A 26,414-nucleotide genomic window follows, 5' to 3' on the forward strand; every position below is an offset into this window, starting at 1 on the left:
GCCCTTCTCCGGCTGCTAGATGAGGCGGGATGCAACGCGCTTCAAGACGACCTGAAGCGTCACGCACAGGCATGGGAGATGCGTGTCGCGGGGCAGCGGACCTGGGAGATGGTCCCAGAGGAGCCGGGCCTCTACATGTTCGTCTGGCGGCCGTTCTTTCGGTTCGACATCTCAGGTGGCCGAAATGTCGATCTCGAGCAAGTCCTGTATATCGGCCAAGCTGGCGCTGGCAGGTACAAGCAGGCCACGTTGCGCAGCAGGTACAAGTCTGGGTATAGCAAGTACTTCCCGGGAGACCCGGCACATCTCTGGAACGGGCAGGAAGCAATCAATCGGAACAGTCGTCTAGAGCGATACCTCTCACTGCGTCCGCTGGAATTCTGGTTCGCGGTGGTCGAGGACCGAGATCAGATCGGCCTCTTGGAGGACCGATTGCTGCAACTTCTCAACCCCCTCATAAACCGAGACCGTAGACCCCAGCTTGTGCGTGGGGCTGCACAACCCGCGTTCGCGCGAGACTGAAGGAGAGCACAGTTGGCGACGAAGACCTTCACACCTGCTTTTCGCGCAAAGGTGGGCGACTGGGACTATTACGTATGTGTGATGAGCTATGGGCAGGTGGCTCGGGAGGTGGCTTTTCACTACGAGCTCAAGGGTAATCCGGAGCTCGGCGACATGCTTCAGCGCGGGATTGGCGTGCGCACCAACGCGATCCGCGACTATCTTCTGAACAATAGTCACCGGTTCCTCGGAGCGATGATTGTGGCGGCCTGGGGTGGTGCCCCCGAGTATATTCCGCTCGAGATGGCGGACACCGAGGATAATATCCTCGCTGGTGTGGATCGAGACTTCGGAGTCCTCAGCTTCGACGGTGCGCAGCAATACTTCGCGTTGGATGGCCAGCACCGGCTTCGGGCCATCAAGGACGCGATCAAGAAGGATCCAGAGCTGGCCAATGAGGACATCACCGTGCTTGTGGTTCCTCACTTTGACGATGAGGGGGGCCGGCAGAAGACTCGTCGACTGTTCACGAACCTCAACAGGAATGCCGTCAAGACCACAGCCCAGGAGAACATCGCTCTCGATGAGGATGATGGTTTCGCCATCCTCACTCGGCGGCTGATCGACGAGCACCCTTTCTTCGGAAAGGACGGAGTGATCCAAGTTCGTGGGGGTGGTAAGGACGAGGACGGCATGCTCAAACTGGCGACCACCCAGGTGACAGGCAGCAACAATCCTGCGTTCACGACGATTGGCGTCCTGTACGACCTCCTCTGGGAGTTGCGCTTCGAGCTCCATGGATCGATGGAGATGCGGGAACAGCGTGCGACAGACGAGGTTCTAGATGCCTCGTATGAGGCACTCGGATCGCGAATGGTCGAGATCTTGAAGTCGGCCGGCGACCTGTTCGACAAGTACGAGCAGTCGGCGACGCCTGCGATGCTTCGTGCGACCAAGGGGAATGAAGGATCCGGCCACCCGATGATGAGGCCGGTCGTTCAGAAGGCTGTCCTTAGGGCGCTCCGCAACGTTGTTGGTGAGCAGGAACTGCTCAGCTGGGAGGAAGCGTTTGCGCGTCTCAGCGCTCTCGACTGGCGTATGAAGAGCGCCCCGTTTAGTGCTGTCTGGCTGGAGACGCCTGGGGCGAAGTCCGAAGGCAAGATGGCGACGGGCAAAGATAACACCGACCTGCTCTTCGATCTCCTACTTGTCCATCTCGCACCGATGAGCAAGGCGCAGATTACCCGTGCGCTGACAAGCTTCAAGCAGATCAAGGGAAAGGCCTACCCGCTGAAAGTTGAGGACCTTGTCGGCAACATTGTGACCAAAGATTCATAAGTCAGTCAGGTCTTGTCTTAGGCGTCCTGGGCGTTAGGCAGCCGGGATGAGTCGGCTGCGGGGCAAGCCAGTCAGCGGATGGGGTCCCCGCTGTCTGGCTTGCTCAACGCCGGCTGGACATCGCCGGTTCTTGACGGGAAGTTGCTCGCGGCGCGGCTGGCACTCCTGACCTCGTTACGACGCGCTGCGCTGGGGCTGGTCGTCAGTGGGTGAACCGCCCCGGGATTGATGGAGGCTTCCAACCCCCGAAGGATGGAAGTCATGGCGGCACCGAGGAAGTACCCCGACGAGCTGCGTGAGCGGGCGATCCGCTTCGCGGTCGACCTGGTGCAGGGTCCGGAGAAGCTGAGCGTCAACGCCGCGTGCAAGCGGGTCGGCGAGCAGCTGGGGATCGTGCCGGACTCGCTGCGGAACTGGGTGCAGCAGGCGCGCATCGACGCCGGCGCCGCGTCGGGCCTGACCACCGATGAGCGGGCGCGGCTGGCCGAACTGGAGCGGGAGAACCGCGAGCTGCGGCGGGCGAACGCGATCCTCAAGAGCGCCTCGGCCTTCTTCGCGGCCGAGCTCGACCGGCCATCCCAGCGCTGATCGATTACATCGACCAGCATCGACAGGAGTTCGGGGTCGAGCCGATCTGCCGCGCGCTCACCGAAGCGGGCGCGAAGATCGCTCCGAGCATCTACTACGCCGCCCGGATCCGAGCGCCCTCGGCGCGGGCGGTCGCCGACGAGCAGCTGAAGGTCGAGATCGGCCGGGTGCACGAGGCCAACCTCGGCGTCTACGGCGCCCGCAAGGTCTGGCGGGCGCTGAACCGGGAGGGCGTCCCGGTCGCCCGCTGCCGGGTGGAGCGGCTCATGCGCGAGCTGGGGCTGGCCGGCGCGGTCCGCGGCAAGGTCAAGCGCACCAACGTACCCGCCGACGCAGCCGCCCGCCCCGGGGACCTGGTCGACCGGAACTTCACCGCCCCGGCGCCGAACCGGCTGTGGGTGGCCGACCTGACCTACGTCGCCACGTGGTCGGGATTCGTCTACGTCGCCTTCGTCATGGACGTCTACTCACGGCGCATCGTCGGCTGGCGCGCCTCAACCTCGCTGCGTGCGGACCTGGCGCTCGACGCTCTCGAGCAGGGGCTGTGGACCCGAGCCCGCGACGCCCGCGACGTGACCGGTCTGGTGCACCACTCCGACCGCGGCGTGCAGTACCTCGCCATTCGCTACACCGAGCGCCTCGATGCTGCCGGCGCCGCTCGGTCGGTGGGCAGCAAGGGCGACTCCTTCGACTGTGAGCATGAAGAGGTCGCTGCGGTGGCGGTCTGACCCTTGTTATGACCGGCCCTGCGGGTGCCTTCGCGTTGACGTGTCGACCGTTGCCGCAGCGACGTCCGGGCCGCTGGCCGGGCGGTCGTGACCTCATAGGAGCCTGATCGCAGCAGGTCCCATCGCAGTCCTGTCCGTCCCGCCCGACCAGCGGGATACGACCGCGATCTGTGAGGAGACCTCGGCCATGACCAGGATGACCCTGCGCCGCGACGATGTCGTCGTCGGCGTCGACACGCACAAGGACGAACACGCCGCGGTGCTACTCGACGGCCACGGCGGCACGCTGACCGAGATGGTCGTGCCGGCCACCACCGCGGGATTCACGCACCTGCTCTCCGTCGCCACCGGCCACGTCGGGCCGCAGGGCCGGCTGATCGCCTTCGGAGTCGAGGGCACCGGTTCCTACGGCATCGGGCTGGCCCGGTTCCTACGCCGGCATGGCCACCAGGTGCACGAGGTCAATCGACCTCCGCGCAAGGGCGAGCGGCGCATGACCGGGAAGAGCGACCTGCTCGACGCCGAGCACGCCGCCCGCCAGGTCCTCTCCGGCGCACAGCTGGCCACCCCGAAGACCGCAGACGGCGATGTCGAGTCACTGCGGCTGCTGAAGATCGCCAGGGACACCGCCGTCAAGGCCCGCACCGCGGCGATGATCGCGCTCAAGGCGACGCTGGTGACCGCCGCCGACGACCTGCGCACGCAGCTTGAGCCACTCACCGATTCCAAGCTCATCCAGGCCTGCGCGGCCCTTGACTCGGATGCGGACCTCTCGGTGCCGGACGCGGCGATGCGGCATGTGCTGAGTTCACTGGCGCGCCGGTGGGAGCAGCTACACGAGGAGATTGCCGTGCACAGTCGGCAGCTGGAGACGCTGACCCGGGCGGCCGCCCCGCAGATGCTCGAACTCGTCGGCGTGGGCTTCGACATCGCCGCCGAGATGCTGGTCACGGCCGGGGACAACAGCGACCGCGTCCGCTCCGAGGCCGCGTTCGCCAAAATGTGCGGTGCCTGTCCCATCCCCGCTGGCTCCGGTCGCACCAACGGGCGTCACCGGCTCTATCGAGGTGGCAACCGCCAAGCCAACGCGGCCCTCTACCGGGCGGTGATCGTCCGCATGCGCTGGCACCAGCCGACGATCGACTACGTCACTCGCCGCACTTCTGAGGGCCTGTCCAAGCGGGAGATCATCCGCTGCCTCAAGCGCTACCTCGCCCGCGAGATCTATCGACGACTGCCGCTCCTCGACAGCGAGCCCACGCACCTCAGGGCCGTGGAGTCACCCGACCGTCACGCCGCTTGACAGCTATAGGAGCTTCAATGCCGCCGCCGAGTCACTCATCGGCCTCTACAAGACAGAACTCATCCGCCGCCGCGGCCCCTGGCGCGGCCTCGACGACGTCGAACTCGCGACCTTGGAGTACGCCGACTGGTTCAACCACCGCCGGCTCCATTGCGCCTGCGGTGACATCCCGCCGGTCGAGTACGAGGACAACCACTACCGTTCGATCGCCGGCCTCACCGAGGACCTCCCGGCAGAACCGAGCCTCCACTGAACCCGGGGCGGTTCACTGCGTCCCGGTCGGAGACACTGCAGCGACTGGTGCTCGAGCATTCGGATGGCCGCGACCCAGTGTTCGCCATAGAGGCGACCGGCGGCCTGCATCAGGTCTGGGTCCGCGAGCTGGACCAGCGGTTCCCCGGATCGGTGCGGCTGTTCGCGCCGTCGGAGACCACCGCCGCCCGCGCGCAGCTTGGCTCTCGCCGGTTCAAGACCGATGACCGGGACTGCGCCGCGCTGACCTATCTGGCCCGCCAGGGGCAGGGGCGGCTGGTCACCGACCGGATCGAGGACGCGCTGGCTGCCGCGGTCCGGCACCGCCGGGGCCTGGTCGCCGAACGCAAGGTCGCTCAGCAGCGGCTGCACGACCAGCTCAACGCGCTGTGCCCGGGCCTGTCTGCGCCGGTCGGGCACGGCCGGGCGCTGAAGCTGGAAGGCGTCATCGGACAAGCGGTGCTGGACTGCGCGGTCGCCTTCGCCGGGCGGCCGCCCTTGGTCCGGTCGCTGCGTTCCCGCGCCCGCGGCCGGGTCCTCGACTCCGAGGCGCAGTTCTGGGTCCACCGGTGGCGGACCTGCCTGCCACCGCCGGCCGACGCGCCGGCCCGCGCTGCTCGGCTGGGCCGCGGCCTGCTCCGCTGGCGGGCATTGACCGCCGACATCACCGCTGTCGACGACGACCTCACCGGCCTGCTGGCCGGCACCGACGGACAGGTCTTGACCACGCTCCCCGGCGTGGCCACCAGCCGGGCAGCCGCGTTCGCCGCCTTCAGCCTGCCCATCGCCCGCTTCCCCAGCGCAGAGCACCTCTACTCGGCCACCGGCCTGGCCCCGGCCAGCTACCAGTCGGCCACCCTGAACCGGCGCGGTCGCATCTCCCGCCAGGGGCTGCCCGAACACCGTGACGCCCTGATGAACCTGGCATGGGGTCTCTCTCAGCACTGCGGCGTGTTCATCCAGCGCCACGACGAACTGCGCGCCCGAGGCATGCGCCCCATCCCGGCCCGGGTCGCCCTCGCCCGCCACGCGTGCCGGCTGGCCTACACGCTGCTGAAGACCCAACAACCCTTCGACGAACAGCGCTACCGTCGAGCCCGGCACCAGAGCGAGCGGTGACGGCTGCGACAGCTATGCCGCACGACGGCGCAACCTAGCTTGCCGCCCGCTCGCCCTGGGGCCGCCTACGGCGCACACGAAAGCCAGCCGCTCGACGGCGTCTGATCAGCCTGCCGAACCTGGCCCCACCGCCGGACCCGACCACCGCGCTGCACCCAACCGGCCGGACGCTGAAGCACCCGGCCTGATGCCCCCTGCCCGCTACAGCTCTTGACTGGCGAGGCGAAAGCTAGTCGGAGAAACTCTCCAGGGCCACCTTTCCGCCGCCCACGAGGGCGGACAGGCGCTCCACGAACTCCTCCCCGCGGTGGGTGAGCGACGAGTCCCGCAGTGCGAACGTGCTGACAGTCGGCTTGTCCTCTGCCCCGTGCTCGATCCGCAGGTCGAACCCGTCGTCGCGATCGCTGTCCGGAACCTTGGCGACAGTCCGCACCGACGTCCACGGGAATTCCAGGTCGACGTCCCCGTCGCTGAGGAAGTTGCCCTGGCGGACGATGAGGATGCGGCTGCTCGTGAAGATCAGGTAGCGCTCCAGCTCCCGCCAGCCGCCAGACTTCGTCACCGCGACCAGCGCCTCGCCGTCGCGGAGGATCCAGCGCAGGCGCGAGGTGACTTGCTTCATGGGGTTGAAGGGGAGGAGGGCGAACTCCGCCGGAGCCGGTGGCGGATCGGCTTGGTACGCGCCGTGGTGGCCTGCGAGCGCGCCCAGTTGGGTGGCGACGCGGCCGGCCGCCTCGCGCACCGCTTCTCGGTCCCGGGCAGCCGGGAAGAGCTTCTTCCAGGCGGATCCCGTTCCCTGCTCCAGCATGCGCAGCAGCCGGTAGACGTCCTCGAGGAGAGGGAAGGCAACCGCTCGCACCTCCGCGTCCCGTCGCCGAGCGCCCTCGATCACCCGCTCGAGAAGAGCAGCGTCCTGGGGATCGTCCGCCGCGGTGCGGTGGAGGTAGCCCGCTCGCAGTGCCTGATAGCGGAGCCACGCGCTGTGCGCCATGAGCAGCGTCTGCGCCTCCTGCGTGACACTCCGCGCGTTGGTGTCGAGCCACTTGCGACGAGCCGGCGAGTCCTGCAGGGCGGTGAGCTCCTCGTGGTGCCGTCGCGCGGCTCGAAGCGACAGCTCCAGCAGCTCGCGAAGCTTCGTCTCACTTGCCTGCGCCTGCGCCTGAGCCCAGATGCTGGGCGTCACCTCACCGAGCGCGTTGGCATGGCCGAACTCCTCGGCAATCGCGTCGAAGTGTGACTTGGCGCTCGCCCACCGCTCGTCCTCGACCGCCTGCAGCAGCGACCTCGTGAGCGCGATGTTCTCCTCCACCAGGGCGGAGATCTCGGCGAGCTGCATCTGGATGGCCAGGATTGCTCCAGCCGGTCCGGCGGTCGCCGCGAACGCGTTGGCACCTTGACCGCCGGCCGGAGCCCATCGCACGGAGTGCGCGAACTTGCCGTTCTGCATCAGGGTGCCGATGTTCCAGCCGTCCTTGGTCATCGGCTGGGCGCCCGCCTTCAAGGCGGCGACTGTCTGCGGCGACAACTGGACCAACCCTCGGGCCACGTTGACGGCGTGGGCCACCTGAGCGGCCAGGCTCGCGCCCCCGACCGCCATGGCCGCCCGGTCGGTCGCCTTGGACCGTGCCGGAGGGGGGGCGAACGTCAACGGCGCGACATGGGTGCCCAGGACGGAGAGGTCCCCGCTGGCGAGGTACAGCCCCGGAACCGACGTCTCGACCAGCGCGATGTCGGTCTGGTCCTCGCTCCCGGGAGCGTCCGGCTCCGGTGCCCCGTTCCACAGGTCGACGTGCGCGTCCATGCTTCCCCCGTTGTCCGTGCGTCTCTTCATCAGGACTTTAGGCACGGGCCGTCCCCGCATCGTGACCCCCGCGCCCACGGTGACCGTTGTGACTCGTGCTGTCAGCCCAGCTTGGTCGCTCGCGTCTCGAGGCGTTGCAGCGCGGCGGTGAAGCTTGCGTTCCACAGACCGAGGTGGGGCCAGCGCTCGGCCACGTGCGCCGTCGCCTCCTCGACCGACATCCCCTTCTCTCGCACCAGCCAGCCGCGCAGCACCAGCCCGGTGCGTGAGGCACCACCGTGGCAGTGCACCAGCAGCCGGTGCCCCTCCTCCTGCAGTGCCTTCATGTCGTCCAGGACGTCGGCGAGCATGATGTCGAGGTCGGCGTTGTGCTCGTTGTCCGCGATGTAGGCCATCCGGTGCACCGGGTGGGGGAACGGCTCACCCAGCCGGCACAGCGAGATGACCGCGAAGTCCTCCTCGCTGTACCGGGCGCCGTCGAGGTTGCCGGCCCAGATGCCGGGCAGCACCTCTGTCGGGCCGATCCGCGGGATCACGCCGGGGTCGTAGTTCTGCTGCACCCCACCGTCGAGCGCGGCGGCGAGCTGCTGCAGGTCGGCGAGCCGCCAGACCTTGTCGCCGTGGCCGGGCACCCGGCCGTGCACCGCCGACGCCCACCGGCTCGGGATCGCGCCCATGCCGAAAACCGCTCCCGCCATCCCGCCGGCGACGCACGCCACCGTGTCGGTGTCACCGCCGAGGTCGATGACCAGCCGCAGCACCTCGGCGAAGTCCCGCCCGTGCCGCAGCGCCCACACCGCCTGCCCGAGCGTCGGCCACACGGCGCCGTTCGACTCGGTGGCCCGGTCAGGCGTCCAGTCCGGCGCCAGCACCGTCGCCCACCGCTCACGGTGCTCGGGCAGCACCGCCTCCAGCGCAGAGGGGATCGCGGCCAGCGGATCGCCCCCGTCCAGCGCCACTCGCATCAGCTCGTGGAAGATCGCGCAGCCCTCGCCGGCCGACGGGTCGCCGTGGGTCAGCGCCGAGATGCGCCGGGCGGCGTCCATGGTCGCCTCGCGGCCGTCCCGCGAGAACCGGATCGCAGCCGGCGTCGTCCGCATCAGCGAGCCGTTGCCGGCCGCGTGCCCGGAGCGGGCGAAGTGCTCGGCCGCGGCGACGTCCCACGGCCGGCCGGAGCCGAGGACGGCGCGCGTCTGGTTGCCGATGTCGGGCGGCCCGGCCTCCGCCCACGCGCGGAACCGGCCGAAGACGTCGGCTTCGTCGAGGCCGTCGCGCTCCACCAGCGAGGTCGCCACGAGCAGCGCCATCTGGGTGTCGTCGGTGAACTCGCCCGGCTCCCAGTCCAGCGAGCCGCCGCCGCACATCTCCGTCTTCGATCCGCGCGCCGGCACCGGGAAGCGGGTCGAGAACTGCCCGGGCGGTCCGAACTCGAACGGGGCGCCGAGGGCGTCGCCGACGGCGGAGCCGACGAGCGCGCCGGCCACGCGGTGGGAGCGGTGCATGCGCTGGGTCACCCGGGCATCCTGGCGGACGGCGGTGCCGCGCGTGCGTGCGACGCCGAACGAGGCTCCTGCTTCGTCAGCGGGCCTGGACGAGCAGCGGCTGGGCCACCTCGCCGATCGAGCCGCGTTGGTCGGAAAGTTCGCCGTGGCACAGCCCGATGCCGTCGGCGGCGATCTGCGTGCGGCAGGCCAGGTGCACCCACTCGCCGTCCGGCTCGCGGGTCAGGTGGGTCGTCATGCCGGGTGGGATGGACCACCAGCTGTCGATGGGCAGCTCCACGGAGATGCCGTTGGCGGCGTCGGCGGCGATGAGCGCACGGTCGAGGCCGGTGAGCGGCAGGCCGGCGACCAGCGGGACGCGCACCCGCGTCCAGACGTCGGCCGGCCCGAGCTCTTGCGGTGACCCGGCGGTGTAGCGCCAGTCGATGGCCTGCCCGAAGCCCCAGTCGGGCAGGCCGAACAGGACCTGCGGCGAGGAGTCGGGGACAGCCGGTGGCGGGCGGAGCTCGGTGACCACCGGCGGGGTGGGCCCGACGGAGAGTGACCACACGCGGGCGACGGCGACCGTGCGGCCCTCCACGGTCATCACCGCCTCGGTCAGGTCGATCCGCCGTCCCGGGCGGACGGGGGACACCTCGACGGCCAGCTCGCGGCGGGGGATGGCGCCGAAGAAGTCGACGCTGATCCGCGCCGGACGGGTGCGCGTCCCTGCTGCCCGGGCGGCGTCGGTGGCCAGGTGGGCCAGCAGCGCGGACGGCGGTCCACCGTGCTGGGCGCTGTGATCCCACGGGCTCTCCGTGGCCCGGGTGGGCGCGAACCGGTTGTCGCCCAGCGGCAGGTAGAAGGCCTCGAACTCCATGACCGGGAGTCTGGCCGAGGCAGTTCCCCGGGGACCGGGCGGACGTGCCGTCGCCCGATCGGGTGGCGCTGCGGCGGATGCCTGGGCGGGCGGCCGGTTGCTGTCGGTGGCGCCTGCCATGGTCCGCCCCTGCCGTCACGGGGACGGTGCGGACCAGGGAGTGGCATGGGCGGATCGGTCGGTGTGCAGGCGGGGCGGGTGTGTTCCGGGTGCGGGCGGGAGGACTCCGTCCCGCTCGTCTACGGGTTGCCGGGAGGTGACCTCTTCGAGCAGGCGGAGCACGGGCGTGTCGCGCTCGGTGGCTGCCTGGTGATGGACGAGCAGCCGGCCTTCGTCTGCCGCAGCTGCGACCTGGCGTGGGGGAGCGAGTCCGACCCCACCGCCGACGAGGCCGAGCTGGCCGGCCTGCTCGACGTGGAGCACGCCGAGCTCGTCCGAGCACTGGGTACCGGCTGGCGGCGCGAGAGCGCTGCCGACGGCCAGGACGGCGTGCGGTGGTTCGTCAGTGGCGAGCCGGCGCAGCTCGCGGTCGGCGTGCAGGGCCCGTGGTTCGTCCTGGCCCGCCCGCTGACGTCCTGGGGTCAGCACCGGCCCGGCCCGCTGATGGGCGACGAGCCGCGGCTGACCCGCGACGACGTCCTGCACCAGCCCCATCTCGTCGCCGAGATGGCGGAGGCCATCGCGTCGCACCGGCGCCGGTCCTTCCGCTGGTGCCGCACCTGCCGCCGATCCACCGCGCCCGAAGCGTTCGTCGCCGCGGAAGGGTCCTGCGCGACCTGCGTCGAGACCTTCATCGATCCCTGATCCCCCGTCGTCATGGCCTCGCCCGTCGCGAGTAGGCAGCCCGGCGTCGACCTCCTCCTTGCCGGCGGAGGTTCCGATGGGAGGACGTCAGGCCAGCGGCGAGCGCGGGGGATCGAGAGTGCGGAACGGTGCAGGACCGGGCCGGGTGCCGTCCGGCCTCCGGACGTCGCCCACCGGCCGGGTGCCGCAGTGGGTGCTCGACGAGGCGAGCGGTCGGGCGCCCACCCCGGAGCCCTGGCGCACCTGGTCACCCGCTCTGCCGTCCATGCGCCCGGCTCGGCGTCGCGGCCGCCGTCTCGCATACCTGGTGGCCGTCCTGGCGGGCGTGGGTCTCCTCTGTGCCGTGCTGCTCGACCCCCGAGGGCTCGGAGGGGTGATCGGCGACGCCAGGCCGGCGAACTGGCCGACGCCCGGCTTCGAGGCCGCTGATGCGCCGCTCGGCGCACCCGTGCCGGCACCGAGTCCCGGTGGCACCCACCTGTTCATCGGGGTGCAGGATGACGGCGAGCGGCCCGTGGCCTACGACCCCTGCCGACCGGTCCACTACGTCATCCGCCCCGACCATGCGCCGCCCGGGGGAGAGGCGCTGGTCCACGAGGCCTTCGCCCGGGTGTCCGACGTCACCGGTCTTCAGTTCATCTTCGACGGCGCCACCGACGAGTCGGCGTGGGAGGAGCGCCCGAGCTTCCAGCCGGACCGCTACGGGGACCGTTGGGCGCCCGTGCTCGTGTCGTGGCAGACGGAGGCCGAGAATCCGGAGCTGGCCGGCCGTGTCGCCGGGCTCGCCGGCAGCGCCATCGTTGAGCCGCCCGGCGGCCCGCGGGTGTTCGTCACCGGCGTCGTGGGACTCGACGCGGCCGCTTTCGGAGACATGCTCGCCGATCCGGCTGGGGTCGCGGGTGCGCGTGCCGTCGTCCTCCACGAGCTCGCCCACCTGGTCGGCCTCGCACACGTCGAGGACCCCGGTCAGCTGATGTACCCGACGACCAGCACGGTGCTCGACTTCAACGTCGGTGACCTGACCGGCCTGTCCCAGCTCGGGGGAGGGGAGTGCGTCCCGAACGTGTGAGCGGACTGCCGGGGCAGCGTCGGGCGGATACGGATGGGTCCTGCGGGGAGAACTCGGCGTCCGGTTGGACGGAGATGTCGGTGTGGCATGTCACGCTGCCGGGACGATCCATCCCAGCCAGCCACGGGGGCACGGCATGACGACGTCCACGGTGTGCGCATGACGGCGCGCGTCTTCCCGAGCAGTCCGGTCTTCGAGTCGCATGCCGAGCGGCTCTTCGCCGAGGCGCTGCGCGACCAGCTGCCCGACGACGCCGTCATGGTCTGCGGCCAGCGGTTCAGCGACCGACGGGAGGACCGCGAGGCCGACGTCATCGTCGCCTGGCCGGGCTTCGGGATCGCCGTCATCGAGGTCAAGGGCGGCAGCGTCCACCTCCGCGGAGGGGAGTGGCGGCAGGTCGGCGGCGGGCTCGACAAGCAGATCCGCCCCGTCGAGCAGGCGCTGCGCTGCAAGTACCTGCTGCGCGACTACCTGCGCCGGGACCGCCGCTGGACCGCCGGAGACCCGCGGATGGTGCACCTGGTCGCCCTGCCGGCGACGACGCTGCCGGACGACTTCGCCGCCCCCGACGCGCCCCGCTGGATGATCCTGGACAAGACGGACCTGTCGCAGGCCGCGGCCCGGGTGGCGAGCGCGCTGCGGCAGTGGGAGAGCGACGTCGAGCCGCCGACGGTCGAGGACGTCGAGGCCTTCGTCGACTGCCTGGCCGGGGTCGGCATCCCGCAGCAGGACCTGCTCGCGACGCTGCACGAGCGCGAGGCCGAGTGCGACCTGCTCACCCGCGACCAGGCGCGCGTCCTCGACTGGCTGCGCTCCAACCGGCGGGTCGAGGTGCGCGGCGGGGCCGGCTCGGGGAAGACCTGGCTCGCGCTGGAGAAGGCCCGCCGGCTGACGCTCGAGGGGGAGCGGGTCGCGGTGATGTGCTACTCCCGCGGCCTGGCCGAGTACCTCCGCCGCCGGGTCGAGACGTGGAAGCCGAAGGAGCGCCCGGCCTACGTCGGCACCTTCCACGGGCTGGGCATCGACTGGGGCGTCACCCCGGGCTCGGACGACGACAGCGGCTACTGGGAGGAGTACCTCCCCGAGCGGATGGTGGAGCTCGCGGCCGCGCTGCCCGTGGCGGACCGCTTCGACGCGATCGTCATCGACGAGGCGCAGGACTTCGCCGAGAGCTGGTGGCCGGCCGTCCTGGCCGCGCTGCGCTCCCCGGAGGACGGCTGCCTCTACGTGTTCGCCGACGAGGGGCAGCGGGTCTTCGCGCGCCAGGGCCGCCCACCGGTCGCGCTGACGCCCTTCGACCTCGACGAGAACCTGCGCAACACCAAGCAGATCGCCGGCACCTTCGGCAGCCTGACCACCAGCCAGATGCGCTACCGCGGTGGCGACGGCGTCCCGGTGCGCTTCGTCCAGTGCGCGACCGACGACGCCATCGGCGCGGCGGACGACGAGGCGGCCGCGCTCCTGGACGCCGGGTGGCCGGCCGAGTCGGTGGCGTTGCTGACCACCTACCGGCGGCACCCCGTCCAGGCGGAGCGCCAGACCGCCGGCCAGGACGCCTACTGGGACTCCTTCTGGGCCGACGACGACCTCTTCTACGGGCACGTGCTCGGCTTCAAGGGGCTGGAGCGGCCGGCGGTCGTCCTCGCGGTCAACGGCTTCCGGGACGAGGAGCGCGCCCGCGAGATGCTCTACGTCGGGCTGTCCCGCGCCCGTGACCTGCTCGTGGTCTGCGGCGACCTGGAGCTGATCCGGCGGGTGGGCGGCCCGGCAGTGGCCCAGCGGCTCGCGCAGTCTTCAGGCTCGGCGCCCACCGGCTGAGGGAGAGCCGTGGAGTTCGTGCTCGAGGGTGTCCCGTATTCGCTGGACGCGGAGGCCGTCCGGGCGGCGCTGCGCGACGCCGCTCCTGACGACCTGCGCACGCACTGGGTCGACGTCGACGGAACGCGCTGGCCGCCGAAGCAGGTCCTCGCTCTGGCAACCGGCTCGGAACGGTCGGCGTTCACGTCCCACCGGGCGCTGGACGTCCTCGGCCGGCTCGGCTTCCCGACCAGTTCGTGGAAGGGCGGCTCGTCGCCTTCCGAGGCCGATCCGACGACGCCGACACCGGCCCCGCCACGCGCGCAGCCGGGACAGCGCACCGGGGGCTCCGCGACCGCCGATCCGGGTGCCGAGGTCGTCCTCGTCGGCTGCTCCGGCTCCAAGGCGACCGGCTCGGCGCCCGCGGCCGAGCTCTTCACCGGGGCCGCCTTCCGGAAAGCACGGGATCTCGCCGTCCGGTCCGGCCGACCCTGGTACGTCCTCAGCGCCAAGTTCGGCCTCCTCCACCCCGAGGAGGTCGTCGCGCCCTACGACGTCTACCTGCCGAAGCAGTCCGCCCGGTACCGCAGCGCCTGGGCGAAGTGGGTGGTGGCACAGCTCGGTGAACGGCACGACCTCCGCGGCCTGACCGTGGAGGCGCACGCGGGCAGCGCCTACTGCGAGCCCCTCGTCGGTCCGCTCGCCCGGGCAGGCGCAATGCTGGTCCAGCCGCTGGCCGGGCTGCGGCAGGGGGAGCGACTGGCCTGGTACGGCGGCCGGACCGGGCACCCCGACGAGCCCGCGCCCGCGGCTCCCGACATCCCGGACGTGGCCTGGCTGCTGGACGAGGGCAACGCCGTGCCTCCGGGCGAGTTCCTCGCCGCCGGCCGGGCGGCGTCCGACCAGCCGGGGCTCTACAGCTGGTGGGCCGACGCGCAGGGCGCCGAGGACGGCACCGCCGGGCTCGGGCACCACGTCTCACCCGGGCTGGTCTACGCCGGCCGGGCGGGCGGTATCCGTCCGAACGGCGTCAGCTCGACCAACACGCTCTGGGGCCGGGTGGCCACCATGCACCTGGGCGGCAACCGCAACTTCTCGACGTTCCGCCTGACGCTGGCCGCCTGCCTGTCCCGGTCCGGTGACCAGCCGATCGCCGAGGACGACCTCACGGACTGGATGCACGCGCACCTGCGCGTGGCGACGCTACCGCTGCCCGCGGACCAGGTGACGGCGGGCGAGGCGCGCCTCCTGGAGGTCACCGACGCCCCGCTCAACCTGCGTGACGTCCCACGGACGCCGCTGCGAAAGGCGTTGAGCGCTCTTCGCTCGGCGATCAGGGAGCGTTAGGCACGAGCCCCGGGCAACGCGCGGTCACGGCTGTGCGCACTGCGCCGCCCCGCTCCGGATGTACGCCGGGCACGGCCAGTGCAACGCTCAGGCGGCGCTTCCGTCCTGCCATCGGGCCCACTCGGGAGTGGCCTTGCCGGCGGTGACGGCGTGCCCCCAATTCCCGCTCGCCTGGAGCCACAGCAGGATGTCGTGCAGTCGCAGCCGGGTCAGGGCGACGTCCTCCGCGCCGTCCGCCAGCCGGGCGAAAGCTCTCTCGAGGGCGTCGAACTGCTCCCTGTTCGCCGTGAGCTCCCGGTGGACGACGCCCCAGAGGCTGACGTCGTCGTCGGTGTGCTCCCGCAGGCGCGGGGCGGTCACGTTGTCGATGAGCGGGAACAGCTCCGGCCGCTTGTGGTGCAGCAGCTTGTGCGTGAGGGCCGTCTTGATCCCCGTGGTCGCCGCGCACTCGCGCCAGGCGTCGGTCAGCGCCGCCCCCGTGGTCCCCGGCGGGGGAGTGCGCCCGACCTCGACCTCGTCGAGGTCCCAGAACGACCGGCCTCCTGCACGCTGGATCGCCGTCCGGACGTGCGGCCATGCCCGGTCGGCAGCGTGCCTCAACGCCGTGATCGCGTTCTGGTCCATCTTCCCGTTGATGCCGTCCACCACGAGGACATCCAGCCACGCGAACTCGTCGTCGTCCGATGGCGGCACGCAGTCGTAGACCCGGTAGGCGTAAGCCCGCACGCTGACGGTGATCCCTTCCGGGTGGCTGGGCGTCCAGGCGATCCGGAGGTCGCGCTGGGCTCGCGCGTACCCCAGGACGGCGGCCAGCGCCTCGCGCCACTCGATCGGCTCCGCGGCCACGCTCGACAGCCGGAAGGACATCTCCATGTGTCTCCCCCGTTCGCGGGCCGTCCGCAACGGCCCCGGGGGCACGCTAGCGGCGAGCAGCGACAACACCGCGAGCCGCGCGCTGGCCTGTCCGCCCGCTTCCGCCATGCGGACGATCACCGTCCAGTGAGCCGAAGGGCCCTGTCTCGCTCGCCGAGCCGCCCACCCAACTGCTGCCGTTGCAACTGCCCTGAACGAGGTCGTAGGTCCGGCCGACCGTGCCGATGAAGAACAGGCACGACGTCGCCGAGTCAGGAAGCTGCCTGTTGCCCAGGACCACCGCACCGCGGCCCCGCGCCCGGCCGACGACCGGCCGCGGGTCGCCGAAGCCTTGCCGGCCCAGGAAGGGCGCCGGTCAGCGATCGACGCCGGCGAAGAAGAAGGCAGCGCGAGGACGTCGCCGCTCCGGGCCCCGCCGCGGTCGTCTCGTCCTGCTCGCGGTGCTGGTGGTCGCCGGCGTCGTCGTGTGGCCCACGGTCAAGCCGCATGTTGCCGCCCTGCCGTTCCTCGACTCGGTGCTCGCCGGTACGTCGCCGTCCGGGCCCACCTGGCCGCTGACCGGCGTCCCGGCCGGCACGGTCCCGGACCGCCCGGCGCTCGCCGTGAAGATCGAGAACTCCGCCGCCGCCCGCCCGCAGACCGGTCTCAACGCCGCCGACATGGTGTGGGAGCAGGTCGTCGAGGGCGGCATCACCCGGTTCGTCGCCGTCTACCACTCCACGCTGCCGCCCGAGATCGGTCCCGTGCGGTCGATCCGGCCGATGGACGCCGCGATCGCCGCACCGCTCGGCGGTCTCCTCGCTTTCTCCGGCGGCGTGCCGGACTACATCTCCGCCGCCGAAGCTGCCGGGCTGCAGGTGCTCCGCCAGGACTCCGGGGCCGACGGCTTCTTCCGGACGACGGCCCGCTCAGCACCGCACAACGTCCACGCGACGCCGCAGACCCTCCTCGACCAGGCCGACGCCGACCACCGCACCGCACCCGAGGCCCAGTTCGACCACGCCGCACCGGGGGAGCAGCCCACCGCCGTCGCCGCAGGCCAGCCGACCACCACGCTGGACCTTCGGATGTCGGGCATCAGCACTCCGCGCTGGACCTGGACCGCTACCGACGGTCGCTGGCTCCGCGCCGAGGGGAGCACCCCGGCGATGCAGGCGGACGGCGCGCGGATCGGTGCCGCGAACGTCGTCGTCCTGCGCGTCGACGTCGTCCAGACCGAGGCCCGCGACCCCGCCGGCAACCCCGTGCCGGAGACGGTCCTGACCGGCAGCGGGCATGCCCTCGTCGCCTCCGGTGGGCACACCGCCGAGGCAACCTGGACCAAGTCGGGCGTCGGGAACCGGGTGGAGCTCACCGACGTCGACGGCGACCCCGTGACCCTCGCGCCGGGGACCACCTGGGTCGAGCTGGTCCCCCACTCCGGCGCGGTCACCACCGGCTGACCGGGCAGCCGGAAAGGTCACTCCCCGGGGACGACGACGGCGCGACCGCGGATCGTGCCCTCGCGCAGCTTCCGATAGGCGGAAGGCGCCTGGTCGAGCGTGTACCGCTCCACCTCCACGTTGATCGCTCCTGCCCGGGCCAGGTCGAGCACCTCGATCAGCTCCGAGCGCGTTCCCCAGTACGGCGCCCGCACCGACGCACCCATCGGCGTCGAGAAGAAGCCGGTCGGCAGCAGCCCGCCGCCGATCCCGACGATCTGGATCACGCCGTCCAACGCGACCGACTTCCGCGCGATCTCCAGCGTCGGCGGCGCCCCCACCATGTCGAACACCACCTGTGCGCCGACCCCGCGGGTCAGTGCGCGGATCTCCTCGACGGCGGAAGCGTCGGACTTCAGCACGTGGTGCGCGCCCACCTCGCGGGCCAGCTCGAGCTTCTGATCGCTGATGTCCAGCGCGACCACGGTGGCGCCGGTGATCGCCCGCAGGATCTGGATGCCCACGTGCCCGAGCCCGCCCGCCCCGATCACCACCGCGGTGCTCCCGGCGGGCAGCGCACCCAGCGACGAGACGATCGCGTGGTACGGCGTCAGCCCGGCATCGGTGAGCGACACCGCGGCCACCGGGTCGAGGTCGCCCAGCGGGACCAGGTGCCGGACGTCGTCGACGATCATGTACTCGGCCAGCGCGCCGGGGGAGCCCAGCCCCGGCGGCTGGATCCCGAGCTCGGCCGCCCGCGGGCAGTAGTTCTCCGCGCCGCGCGCGCAGGCGTGGCAGAGCCCGCACCCCCACGCCCCGTAGACGGCCACCGGCTCGCCCACCTCGACGCCGGTCGCACCCTCGCCGAGGGCGTCGACCACGCCGGCGCCCTCGTGCCCGAGCGTCAGCGGCAGCCCGTAGACGAACTGCTCGGCCGGCAGGCTCATCACGAACGCGTCCGAGTGGCACAGCCCCGCGGCGGTGACGCGCAGCCGGACCTGCCCCGGACCCGGTTCCGGCGTCGGGAGCTCGACCACTTCGGGCTCGCCGCCGATAGTCCGGTACTGCACCGCGCGCATGCCTTCTCCTCCGTGGCCTGGACGACGTCCACTCGGACGCTAGGGCCTCGGCGCGGCGGGCGGCAGACCGTCAGGTCCCGCGGACGGGACGGAGATCCCTGGCAGCTCCCGCCGGCGGGACCTGTGGACGACGTGCTCGTCGCGGCGGCGATCCGTGCTGCGCCGGCTCCCGCATGGCGAACCCGTCGTCCCTCGCGCGCGCCCCGCACGTCGGCGCATTAGGTCGTGCAAAACATCTGTTCGTGCCGATGAGGGGAATCGGCATGCTCACCGTCGACCGGGCCGCCGAGCGTCTCGGCGTCGAGCCGGAGCAGGTCCGCCGGCTCATCCGCGCCGGCAAGCTGGCCGCTCGCCGGATCGGGCGCACGCTCGTGCTCGACGAGGACGCGGTGGAGGGCCGCGCGCGCCTGCTCGCCCGGCTGCGCGGCTACGACGCCGAGCGCCTGGTCGCCGCCGCCCGCGACCGCGCGGAGCGGCACGAGCTGCGGGTGCTGCCCGCCTACCGGCAGCGGCTGCTCGCCACCGACTGCGTCGTCCCCTCCGGCCTGACCGCGGCCGCCGCCGTCGGCGCCGACATCGTCGCTCCCGACGCGGCGGCCGAGGTGTACTGCGCCGAGAGCACGCTGGCCGGGCTGCGCCGCGACCTGGGTCTGTCCGAGCGCGGCGAGGCCAATCTGGTCGTGCGCGTGCCCCGGTACGAGGTGGACCTTCCCGGCCGCACGCACATGCCGGCCGCGGTCGTCGCCGTCGACCTCGCCGAGTCGCCCGACGTGCGCACCCGGCGGGCCGGCCTCGACCTGCTCGCCGCCGCCCTGGGCGACCTGCCCCGGTGACCGGGGCCGGGCGACCGGAGCCGTGGGTCGAGCTGCCGCCGCTGGCCGGCCCGCTGGACACCCTCTGGGACCTCGTCCTCGATCTCGCCGAGCAGCTGCCGCCCACCGGGTGGGTGCTGGTCGGGGGCCAGATGGTGATGCTGCACGGCCTGCTCGCCGGGCGGGTGGCGACGCGGGCCAGCCAGGACGTCGACGTCCTCGCCGATCCGCTCGCCGAGCGGGACCGCTTCGCCGGCAGTGACCGCAAGCGGCTGCAGCGGCTCGACGAGGTGCTCGGCGACCCGGCCGCCGCCGAGTGACGGCGGCTCGGCGAGGCGGCCGACGACGGCTACGCCACCTGGCGCCTGCTTCTGGGCTGACCTCATCCCGGACAGCACGCGCCTGGTCCCTGGGCAGCGGGCGGTCCCGGACCACCCGGTGCGAGCATGACGGCCATGACCGACGACCGGAGAGAGCTCGTCGGGCGCTACCTGCGCGGGGAGACCGACGTCGTCGCCGCCCGCGACGCCGCCAGCGTGGTCCTGCTCCGGGACGGGGCGGCCGGCCCGGAGGTGTACCTGCTCCGGCGCCGTCCGACGATGGCCTTCGCTCCGGGCATGCACGTCTACCCAGGTGGCTCGGTCGACCCCCGTGACCGTGAGGCCGCCGAGCACTGGGCGGGGCCACCGCCCGCCGAGTGGGCGGCGGCCTTCTCCTGTGACGCCGGTCTGGCGACCGCGCTGGTCGCGGCGGCGGTCCGCGAGACGTTCGAGGAGTCCGGCGTCCTGCTCGCCGCCCACCGGGACGGCACCCCGGTCACCGACACGACCGGTGACGACTGGGAGCGAGACCGGCTGGCGCTCATCGACGGCGCGCTGGCGCTCAGCGACTTCCTGGCCGCGCGGTCCCTGCTGCTGCGCGCCGACCTGCTCCGCCCCTGGGCCCACTGGATCACCCCGGAGTGGTCGGCCCGCCGGTTCGACACGCGGTTCTTCCTCGCCGCGCTCCCGGCCGGTCAGCGCACCCGCGACGTCGGCGGCGAGGCCGACCGGGTCACCTGGCTGCCGGTCACCGAGGCCTTCCGGCGTTTCCGCGACGGGTCGCTGACGATGATGAACGCGACCGCGTCGACCGTGCGCGACCTCACCGCCCATCCGGACGTGGCCTCCGCGATGGCCGAGCCGCGCCGCATCCGGCCGATCATGAGCCGACCGGTGCTCACCGACGGCCGCCTGGACTACGTGTACGACGAGGACGACGGTCCGGCCCGGCTCGCCCGGCTGGTCGAGCCGCTCGGGGGGCACGACATCGACCCGACCGCCATCAGCTGAACCGGTCGGCACGACAGGTCCGCGCACCGTCAGGCGTCGACGTCCTCGTGGGTGTTCACCCCGGGGATCCGCCGCACCGACCCCCAGCCGAACCGCGCCCACGCCACCAGCAGCGCGGCTCCGACCAGCGACCCGAGGCTGTCGCGCACCAGGTCGCCGTTCGTGTCGTCGTTGTCCACCGACAGGTCCGTGCCCAGCCACGCGTCGGAGCGCCACTCGTAGACCTCCCACAGCGCACCCAGCGAGATGCCCAGCGCCGCGGTGACGACGGCGATCCCCACGTAGTGCGGCAGGTGCGTCTCGTCGCGCGGGTCCGGCACCACCTCGACCCGGGCGAGTGCGATGTAGACGACCGGCGCGGTGAGCATCGGCAGCGTGAAGTGCACCAGGTCGTCGAACCGCACCCACTGGTCGTACAGGCCCAGCACCTCGCCGAACCCCTGCAGCGCCATCGCCAGGGTGAACGACAGGTCGTAGAGCCGGGGCAGGTTCACCAGCCGCGCGACGACGGTGATGCCGCCGAAGAAGAACAGCAGCCCGGCCGCACCCCAGTCGCCGGCCGCCGCGTAGGCCACGGCCCCGCCCAGGATCACCAGCCGCAGGACGTCGATGCCGTCCCGGATCACCGGCGTCCAGTCGCCCAGCAGCAGGGTGCGCGTGTCCACCCGCATGGGCTACCACGGGCGGACCCGCAGCGCGTCACCTCCGCCAGAAGAGGTGGTGGGTCACGCCGCTCGGGCTCGGGACGACGTCGCGGTGGAAGCGGTCGAGCAGCTCGTCGGGCGACTCCCACAGCCGCGACCCGGCGCCGAGCTCCACCGGCGCCACCGCCACGTGCAGGGTGTCGACCAGGTCGGCCTCCAGGAACTGCCGGACGACGCCGGCCCCGCCACCGAGCCGGACGTCCAGGCCGCCGGCCGCCGCGCGGGCCTTCTCCAGCACCTCGGCCGGCTCGCCGTCGACGAAGTGGAACGTGGTGTCCGACAGCGTGAACGACGGCCGCGGGTGGTGGGTCATCACGAACACGGGCGTGTGGAACGGCGGCTCGGGCCCCCACCAGCCCTGCCACTCGTGGTCCTGCCACGGCCCGCGCTGGGGGCCGAACTTGTTGCGGCCCATGATCTCGGCGCCGACCCCGTGCGCGAAGTCGCGGACGAAGTAGTCGTCGAGGCCGCGGCTGCCGCCGGGCTCGGCGCGGTGCGGGAAGCTCGCCGTCGCGACGGCCCAGGCCATGAGGTCCATGGGATCGGCGTGGCCGAACGGCCGCTCCAGGCTCTGGCCCTCACCGGCCCCGAACCCGTCGCTGGAGACGGTGAAGTTCTGCACTCTCAGCAGCTGCGCCACGTCGCTCCTCCTCGGTCGTCGATGCGGTGCAGACCGTGGCGCGGAGCCGAACTCATCTCCTCGGGCGACCCGCGCACCGGACCCTGGTCCGCCGGGCGGCGCACGCCTACCGTCACGGCAGCGGGGGCCGTCGGACGCATCGGAGCTCCCATGTCCGTGCCGCTGATCGTCGCGGTCGACGACGAACCCGCCCGGCTCTCCGCCGTCCAGCGGGAGCTGCGCACCCGGTACGAGGCCGACTACCGGATCTGCTGCCTGCCCAGCCCGGGCGAGGCGCTCGCCACCCTGGAGCAGCTCGCCGCCGACGGCGAGGACGTCGCCCTCGTGCTCGCGGCCGACGACCTCGCGGGCACGCCGGGCACGGAGCTCCTGGGCGAGGTCCCCGCTCTCTTCCGGCACGCCCAGCGCGCCCTGCTCGTCGAGTGGGCGAGCGTCGGGGTGGCGGAGACGGGCGACGCGATCTTCGAGGCGATCGCCGGTGGCCGGATCGACCACTACGTCGTACGGCCGGCGCCGCCCCCCGACGAGCAGTTCCACCAGGCGATCTCGACCTTCCTGCTGGCCTGGGCCGAGGCGCGCCGCCGCGTCCCGCACACCATCGAGGTGGTGGGGGAGAGCTGGTCGGGGCGGTCCCACGAGCTCCGCGAGGTGCTCGGCCGCTGCGCCATGCCGCACCGCTTCTGCCTGGCCGGGTCCGACGAGGCCCGCGCGATCCTCGGCGACGCCGACCAGCGGCGGCTCCCGCTGCTCGTGATGCCCGACGGGCACGTGATGGAGGACCCGAGCGACGTCGAGATCGCCCGGTCCGCCGGCACCCTCATCGAGCCCACCGGGGAGCGCTACGACCTGGTGATCATCGGCTGCGGGCCCGCGGGTCTCTCCGCCGGCGTCTACGGCGCCTCGGAGGGCCTGCGCACGGTGGTCATCGACTCGGGCAGCATCGGTGGCCAGGCCACGTCGAGCTCGTCGATCCGCAACTACCTCGGCTTCCCGCGCGGCGTCACCGGCGCCGACCTCGCCCGCCGGGCGTACCAGCAGGCCTGGGTGTTCGGTGCGCGCTTCGCCTTCATGCAGCGGGTCACCGAGCTGTCCCCGGAGAGCGACGGCGTCGTGGTCCGGCTCGACACCGGTGGCGTGGTCGTCGGCGGGGCCGTCGTCCTGGCGTGCGGCGCCAGCTACCGGCGTCTCGACGTCCGCTCCCTCGAGGCGCTGCATGGCGCCGGCGTCTTCTACGGCGCCGCCGCCTCCGAGGCGCCGCTCGTCGCGGGCAGGGACATCTTCATCGTCGGGGGCGCGAACTCCGCCGGGCAGGCCGCGATCCACCTCGCCGGCTACGCCGACCGCGTCACCCTGGTCGTCCGCGCGGCCTCGCTCGAGGCGGGCATGTCCCACTACCTCGTGCACCAGGTCCAGGAGACCCCGAACATCGAGGTCCGCACCGGCACCGAGGTCGTCGACGGCGGCGGTGACGGCTGGCTGGACCACCTCGTCCTGCGCGACCGGGCGACCGGCGCGGAGGAGAAGGTGCCCGCGTACGCGCTCTTCCTCATGATCGGCGCCCAGCCGCACACCGAGTGGCTCCCGGCGAGCCTCGAGCGCGACCCCGCGGGGTTCGTGGTCACCGGGTCCGAGCTGAGCGACGCCGGGACCGACGCGCTCGGCCGCCGCCCCCTGCCGCTGGAGACCTGCATCCCCGGCGTGCTCGCGGCCGGCGACGTCCGGCACGGGTCGGTCAAGCGGGTGGCCTCGGCCGTCGGCGAGGGCGGGATCGCGATCCAGTACGTGCACCGCCTGCTCGCCGTGTGAGGTCGCCGCACGCGGTCAGGCGGGTGCGCCGCCGAGCCGCGACACACCGATCGCCCCACTGGTCACAGCCGACCTGCACCTTTCGCGAAGGTCCCGGGAACCGTCGGATCCCGCTCGTAGGCTGGGCGAAACCCTCCACGGAAGGACATGGTGTGGGCAAGCACCTGCTCGATGAGACGGCCGAGTTCACGATGCCTCAGCTGGGGCGGCACGCCGCTCCGGACACGGCCGAGCTCGAGGTCACCCAGCGGTTCGACGCCGGCCTGCAGCGGCCGCGCCCCGTCGTCCCCAACGCCCAGCAGGGCAAGGACGCCGGCAGCCGCTGACCCCGACGCCGGGGCCCACCCGCGGGTGGGCCCCGGCGCGTGATCTCAGGCGGTGCCCTCCGCGGCGATCAGGTCGGTGACCTCCTGCGGGGGAGTGGTGCAGTCGTCCGCCGACGGTTCCTGGTCCGAGGCCAGCCCCGTGACGCCGGCGTCCTCGACCGGGGTGAAACCCAGCCGGTCCAGGTGCGCCGGCACCCGGTTCTGGGCGTTGATCACGTGCGAGCGGGACAGCCAACCCATGCCGTCGGCCACCTCGAAGTCCATGCCGCCGCCGGGGGCCCGCTGGACGTGCCCCGGCGAGGGCAGCAGCCCGACCAGCTGCACGGCCTCCGCGGCGGAGAGCTCCGCGGGCGGGGAGTCGAAGTAGTACCAGCCGGCCGCGCAGACGCCGTAGACCGTCGGCCCGAACTGCGCGTAGTTGACGTAGAGCTCGAGCATCCGGCGGTCGTCGACGAACGCCGCCAGCTCGGCCGACAGCGCCGCCTCCAGCCCCTTGCGCCAGGCGCTGAGCTCCTGGTTGAGGAAGAGGTTCTTCGCCACCTGCTGCGGGATCGTCGACCCCGACGGGTCCTCCGCGCCGGCCAGGTGCGCCGTCGCCCGCTCCCACAGCGCGTCCCACTCGAAAGCGCCGTCGCGGTAGGGGAGCTGCGCGTCCTCGTGCGCGATCACCGCGGCGAGGAAGTTCCGCGACACGTGCTCGACCGGCACCGACTGCTGGATCGCGCCCTCGGGGTTGGCCGCCATGAACGCCGTCGTCGGCGGGTCCACCCAGCGCAGCGACAGCACCACCAGGGCCTGGACGACGGCGAGCATCGCCAGCACGCGGACGACACGGCCCGCCAGGCCGCGACGACGACGCGGCCCCCGCAGCCGACGGCGGCGACCGCGCTCCGGAGCCGGGGCCGGGGCCGGCGGGGGTGGCGGGAACGGGCCCCTCGGCCGCGGCGGCGGATAGGCGCCGCCGGGCGGGGCCGAGGGGTACGGCCCCGGAGGTGCCTCACCGCGCCAGTGGCGGGGCGGCGGCGGCCCGGCGGCCGGCGGGGGGCCGGAGTACCAGTCGTTGCCCGCGGGGGGAGGGCGGTCGAACCGCGGCCGGGGCGGCGGCTCCACCTGCGGCAGCGGCTCGGTGGGGCGACGGCGGAGCCAGCGGGTCGAGCGGGGGTCCGGCGGGACGGAGGCCACGAGGCGGTGCTCCTCAGGTCGGCGTCGAGAGTCGATGGTACGGCGGCCGGGCGGGAAAACCGCCGACGCGAGAGCTAGCCGACACCCACCGCGCGACGATGACGGCGCCGCATGCGACCGGCCTGGACGCATCCTGTGCATCCGGTGTGAACCCGGTTCAGAGGTAGCCGCCCGGCTCCTCCCGGTGCGCCGGGTCGCGCACCCGGTCCTCCCGCACGGCGTAGAGCTCCGCCAGCGTCATCGGCCCCTCCGGCGCGGTGCCCCGGCTGCCCAGCCAGCGCCGCGCCTCGGCGGCCGAGAGCGCCTCGAACTCGACCTGGGCCAGGCACCGGCCCGGCCGGGTGATCGCCGGGTGCAGCCGCCCGACGTCCTCGTTCGTGGTGAGCAGCACCAGCACCCGCAGCCCGTGGCCGAGGATGCCGTCGCAGAGGTTGAGCAGGCGGCCCAGCGAGGCCCCGGCCCGGAGCTTCGCGTCCGCGCGCAGGTACTCGTCGCAGTCCTCGGCGATCACCAGGCGCCACTTCTGGTCGTCCCGGTCATCGCTCGCCCCGGCGACGTCGAGCAGGTACTGGGGGCTGTCGAACAGCCGCTCCGGGTCCATGACGTAGTGGGTCTGGCACCAGCCCGACCACGCCCGGCCGAGCGCGCGGGCCGCCGTCGTCTTCCCGGTGCCCGGGGCGCCGTGCCAGAGCACCAGCCGGCCGGCGCGGGTCGCCGGGGACGGCAGCGCCATCAGCTCGCCGAGCACGCCCGCCGTCCGGGCCGCGTAGTTGGCCGTCACCTCCGGCCACGCGGGCGCCTCCACCCGCCTCGTCGTCATCGAGCCCTCGCCGTCCCGCTCCGACCAGAAGCGCACGCGGACCGAGCCCTCGGGCAGGGTCGCCGCGCGCCGGGCCCCGGTCGCGAGGTGGTCCACCGCCGCCTCGACCTCGCCGCGGTCGCGGCCGACGACGTCGATCGAGGTGACCTGCCCGCCGCCCTCGACCCGGGCGAGCACCCCACCCCACGTGGCGACGACCGTGCGCTGGTCGCCCAGGCGCTGGTCGAGCCGGACCTCCGCGCCCTCCGGCAGCAGGGCCAGCGGATCGGCGACGCTGCCGGCGACCTCCGCGTCGCGGGCGATCCGCATGCCCTCCCACTGGGCGCGCACGAGCAGGCCGGTGCCCACCTCGCTGAGGTAGCTCAGCCAGAAGTGGGCGTCCAGCCCGTCCCCGTTCCCCATGCCCGTCAAC

Annotated in this window: 23 protein-coding genes, 2 pseudogenes and 1 other annotated feature; of the genes and pseudogenes, 16 read left to right on the top strand and 9 right to left on the bottom strand. The window is 72.5% G+C overall.

Annotation, left to right across the window (positions count from 1 at the left end; genetic code table 11):
* The first annotated feature begins 534 nt into the window (after positions 1 to 534).
* The 6 genes and pseudogenes from ACI794_RS11670 (at position 535) to ACI794_RS11695 (ending at position 5,829) form a co-directional block, all read left to right on the top strand.
* Positions 535 to 1,839, top strand: a complete 1,305-nt coding sequence (locus ACI794_RS11670) for a DNA sulfur modification protein DndB (RefSeq protein ID WP_456616439.1) — start codon at positions 535 to 537, stop codon at positions 1,837 to 1,839.
* Positions 1,840 to 2,100: 261 nt separating this feature from the next.
* Positions 2,101 to 2,427, top strand: coding sequence for a transposase (locus ACI794_RS11675; protein ID WP_456616440.1), 327 nt, complete (start codon positions 2,101 to 2,103; stop codon positions 2,425 to 2,427).
* Positions 2,385 to 2,513: a sequence feature (AL1L pseudoknot), on the top strand. It overlaps the preceding gene by 43 nt.
* A pseudogene (locus ACI794_RS11680) lies at positions 2,472 to 3,119 on the top strand (IS3 family transposase); the annotation flags it as partial. (Overlaps the previous feature by 42 nt.)
* A gap of 223 nt (positions 3,120 to 3,342) precedes the next feature.
* Entirely contained in the window at positions 3,343 to 4,458 is a 1,116-nt protein-coding gene (locus ACI794_RS11685) for an IS110 family RNA-guided transposase (protein ID WP_456616441.1), read from the top strand.
* Positions 4,457 to 4,711 (top strand): annotated as a pseudogene (locus ACI794_RS11690) (integrase core domain-containing protein); the annotation flags it as partial. The gene ACI794_RS11685 and the pseudogene ACI794_RS11690, both read left to right, overlap by 2 nt.
* A complete protein-coding gene (locus tag ACI794_RS11695; protein WP_456616504.1) occupies positions 4,708 to 5,829 on the top strand; it encodes a transposase in 1,122 nt (373 codons plus the stop codon). The pseudogene ACI794_RS11690 and the gene ACI794_RS11695, both read left to right, overlap by 4 nt.
* Positions 5,830 to 6,058: 229 nt before the next feature.
* Here the strand turns inward: ACI794_RS11695 and ACI794_RS11700 are convergent, their stop codons facing one another.
* From ACI794_RS11700 to ACI794_RS11710, 3 genes are all read right to left on the bottom strand, one after another.
* On the bottom strand, positions 6,059 to 7,630 hold the full coding sequence (locus ACI794_RS11700) for a hypothetical protein (RefSeq protein ID WP_456616442.1): 1,572 nt from the start codon (positions 7,628 to 7,630) through the stop codon (positions 6,059 to 6,061).
* Between the two features lie 101 nt (positions 7,631 to 7,731).
* Positions 7,732 to 9,144, bottom strand: coding sequence for an ADP-ribosylglycohydrolase family protein (locus ACI794_RS11705; protein WP_456616443.1), 1,413 nt, complete (start codon positions 9,142 to 9,144; stop codon positions 7,732 to 7,734).
* 64 nt (positions 9,145 to 9,208) lie between these two features.
* Positions 9,209 to 9,991, bottom strand: a complete 783-nt coding sequence (locus ACI794_RS11710) for a thioesterase family protein (RefSeq protein ID WP_456616444.1) — start codon at positions 9,989 to 9,991, stop codon at positions 9,209 to 9,211.
* A 165-nt stretch (positions 9,992 to 10,156) separates the two neighbouring features.
* Between ACI794_RS11710 and ACI794_RS11715 the strand changes: the two genes are divergently transcribed.
* From ACI794_RS11715 to ACI794_RS11730, 4 genes are all read left to right on the top strand, one after another.
* Positions 10,157 to 10,795 (top strand): hypothetical protein, encoded by a 639-nt coding sequence (locus tag ACI794_RS11715; RefSeq protein WP_456616445.1) that lies wholly within the window; start codon positions 10,157 to 10,159, stop codon positions 10,793 to 10,795.
* 448 nt (positions 10,796 to 11,243) lie between these two features.
* Positions 11,244 to 11,864 carry a matrixin family metalloprotease gene (locus ACI794_RS11720; RefSeq protein WP_456616446.1) on the top strand — a complete coding sequence of 207 codons (621 nt, stop codon included), beginning with the start codon at positions 11,244 to 11,246 and terminating at the stop codon, positions 11,862 to 11,864.
* Positions 11,865 to 12,023: 159 nt separating this feature from the next.
* Positions 12,024 to 13,682: an NERD domain-containing protein gene (locus tag ACI794_RS11725; RefSeq protein ID WP_456616447.1), complete on the top strand. Its 1,659-nt coding sequence runs from the start codon at positions 12,024 to 12,026 to the stop codon at positions 13,680 to 13,682.
* Positions 13,683 to 13,691: 9 nt separating this feature from the next.
* On the top strand, positions 13,692 to 15,008 hold the full coding sequence (locus ACI794_RS11730; protein WP_456616448.1) for a DUF6884 domain-containing protein: 1,317 nt from the start codon (positions 13,692 to 13,694) through the stop codon (positions 15,006 to 15,008).
* 87 nt (positions 15,009 to 15,095) lie between these two features.
* Here the strand turns inward: ACI794_RS11730 and ACI794_RS11735 are convergent, their stop codons facing one another.
* Entirely contained in the window at positions 15,096 to 15,881 is a 786-nt protein-coding gene (locus ACI794_RS11735) for a DUF6308 family protein (RefSeq protein WP_456616449.1), read from the bottom strand.
* A gap of 440 nt (positions 15,882 to 16,321) precedes the next feature.
* Here ACI794_RS11735 and ACI794_RS11740 point away from each other — a divergent pair, with 440 nt between their 5' ends.
* On the top strand, positions 16,322 to 17,323 hold the full coding sequence (locus ACI794_RS11740; protein WP_456616450.1) for a DUF3048 domain-containing protein: 1,002 nt from the start codon (positions 16,322 to 16,324) through the stop codon (positions 17,321 to 17,323).
* A 17-nt stretch (positions 17,324 to 17,340) separates the two neighbouring features.
* Here the strand turns inward: ACI794_RS11740 and ACI794_RS11745 are convergent, their stop codons facing one another.
* On the bottom strand, positions 17,341 to 18,381 hold the full coding sequence (locus tag ACI794_RS11745; protein ID WP_456616451.1) for an NAD(P)-dependent alcohol dehydrogenase: 1,041 nt from the start codon (positions 18,379 to 18,381) through the stop codon (positions 17,341 to 17,343).
* Positions 18,382 to 18,644: 263 nt separating this feature from the next.
* Here ACI794_RS11745 and ACI794_RS11750 point away from each other — a divergent pair, with 263 nt between their 5' ends.
* The 3 genes from ACI794_RS11750 (at position 18,645) to ACI794_RS11760 (ending at position 20,524) form a co-directional block, all read left to right on the top strand.
* The gene (locus ACI794_RS11750; protein ID WP_456616452.1) at positions 18,645 to 19,214 is read left to right on the top strand and encodes a helix-turn-helix domain-containing protein; all 570 of its coding nucleotides are present in this window, start codon (positions 18,645 to 18,647) and stop codon (positions 19,212 to 19,214) included.
* The gene (locus tag ACI794_RS11755; RefSeq protein WP_456616453.1) at positions 19,211 to 19,513 is read left to right on the top strand and encodes a hypothetical protein; all 303 of its coding nucleotides are present in this window, start codon (positions 19,211 to 19,213) and stop codon (positions 19,511 to 19,513) included. Before ACI794_RS11750 ends, ACI794_RS11755 begins: the two co-directional genes overlap by 4 nt.
* 135 nt (positions 19,514 to 19,648) lie before the next feature.
* Positions 19,649 to 20,524, top strand: coding sequence for an NUDIX hydrolase (locus tag ACI794_RS11760; protein WP_456616454.1), 876 nt, complete (start codon positions 19,649 to 19,651; stop codon positions 20,522 to 20,524).
* Between the two features lie 29 nt (positions 20,525 to 20,553).
* Here ACI794_RS11760 and ACI794_RS11765 read toward each other — a convergent pair whose 3' ends face one another.
* Positions 20,554 to 21,189, bottom strand: coding sequence for a hypothetical protein (locus tag ACI794_RS11765; RefSeq protein WP_456602743.1), 636 nt, complete (start codon positions 21,187 to 21,189; stop codon positions 20,554 to 20,556).
* 34 nt (positions 21,190 to 21,223) lie between these two features.
* Entirely contained in the window at positions 21,224 to 21,868 is a 645-nt protein-coding gene (locus ACI794_RS11770; protein WP_456616455.1) for a dihydrofolate reductase family protein, read from the bottom strand.
* A 150-nt stretch (positions 21,869 to 22,018) separates the two neighbouring features.
* Between ACI794_RS11770 and ACI794_RS11775 the strand changes: the two genes are divergently transcribed.
* Together ACI794_RS11775 and ACI794_RS11780 are read left to right on the top strand one after the other, a co-directional pair.
* Complete coding sequence (locus ACI794_RS11775; protein ID WP_456616456.1) at positions 22,019 to 23,674, top strand: FAD-dependent oxidoreductase; 1,656 nt, start codon at positions 22,019 to 22,021, stop codon at positions 23,672 to 23,674.
* 152 nt (positions 23,675 to 23,826) lie between these two features.
* On the top strand, positions 23,827 to 24,000 hold the full coding sequence (locus ACI794_RS11780; protein WP_456602740.1) for a hypothetical protein: 174 nt from the start codon (positions 23,827 to 23,829) through the stop codon (positions 23,998 to 24,000).
* 45 nt (positions 24,001 to 24,045) lie between these two features.
* Here ACI794_RS11780 and ACI794_RS11785 read toward each other — a convergent pair whose 3' ends face one another.
* A complete protein-coding gene (locus tag ACI794_RS11785; RefSeq protein ID WP_456616505.1) occupies positions 24,046 to 24,813 on the bottom strand; it encodes a transglycosylase domain-containing protein in 768 nt (255 codons plus the stop codon).
* Between the two features lie 526 nt (positions 24,814 to 25,339).
* Positions 25,340 to 26,404: a DUF5925 domain-containing protein gene (locus ACI794_RS11790; protein ID WP_456616457.1), complete on the bottom strand. Its 1,065-nt coding sequence runs from the start codon at positions 26,402 to 26,404 to the stop codon at positions 25,340 to 25,342.
* Between the last annotated feature and the right edge of the window lie 10 nt (positions 26,405 to 26,414).

The organism is Blastococcus sp. SYSU DS0541 (genome assembly GCF_054050875.1).

Bases quoted from the DNA above. Each gene is read 5' to 3' on its own strand.
- ACI794_RS11675 (WP_456616440.1), top strand. From the start codon at position 2,101: ATGGCGGCACCGAGGAAGTACCCCGACGAGCTGCGTGAGCGGGCGATC.
- ACI794_RS11685 (WP_456616441.1), top strand. From the start codon at position 3,343: ATGACCAGGATGACCCTGCGCCGCGACGATGTCGTCGTCGGCGTCGAC.
- ACI794_RS11700 (WP_456616442.1), bottom strand. From the start codon at position 7,630: ATGGACGCGCACGTCGACCTGTGGAACGGGGCACCGGAGCCGGACGCT.
- ACI794_RS11710 (WP_456616444.1), bottom strand. From the start codon at position 9,991: ATGGAGTTCGAGGCCTTCTACCTGCCGCTGGGCGACAACCGGTTCGCG.
- ACI794_RS11715 (WP_456616445.1), top strand. From the start codon at position 10,157: ATGGGCGGATCGGTCGGTGTGCAGGCGGGGCGGGTGTGTTCCGGGTGC.
- ACI794_RS11725 (WP_456616447.1), top strand. From the start codon at position 12,024: ATGACGGCGCGCGTCTTCCCGAGCAGTCCGGTCTTCGAGTCGCATGCC.
- ACI794_RS11735 (WP_456616449.1), bottom strand. From the start codon at position 15,881: ATGGAGATGTCCTTCCGGCTGTCGAGCGTGGCCGCGGAGCCGATCGAG.
- ACI794_RS11745 (WP_456616451.1), bottom strand. From the start codon at position 18,381: ATGCGCGCGGTGCAGTACCGGACTATCGGCGGCGAGCCCGAAGTGGTC.
- ACI794_RS11750 (WP_456616452.1), top strand. From the start codon at position 18,645: ATGCTCACCGTCGACCGGGCCGCCGAGCGTCTCGGCGTCGAGCCGGAG.
- ACI794_RS11760 (WP_456616454.1), top strand. From the start codon at position 19,649: ATGACCGACGACCGGAGAGAGCTCGTCGGGCGCTACCTGCGCGGGGAG.
- ACI794_RS11775 (WP_456616456.1), top strand. From the start codon at position 22,019: ATGTCCGTGCCGCTGATCGTCGCGGTCGACGACGAACCCGCCCGGCTC.
- ACI794_RS11785 (WP_456616505.1), bottom strand. From the start codon at position 24,813: ATGCTCGCCGTCGTCCAGGCCCTGGTGGTGCTGTCGCTGCGCTGGGTG.
- ACI794_RS11790 (WP_456616457.1), bottom strand. From the start codon at position 26,404: ATGGGGAACGGGGACGGGCTGGACGCCCACTTCTGGCTGAGCTACCTC.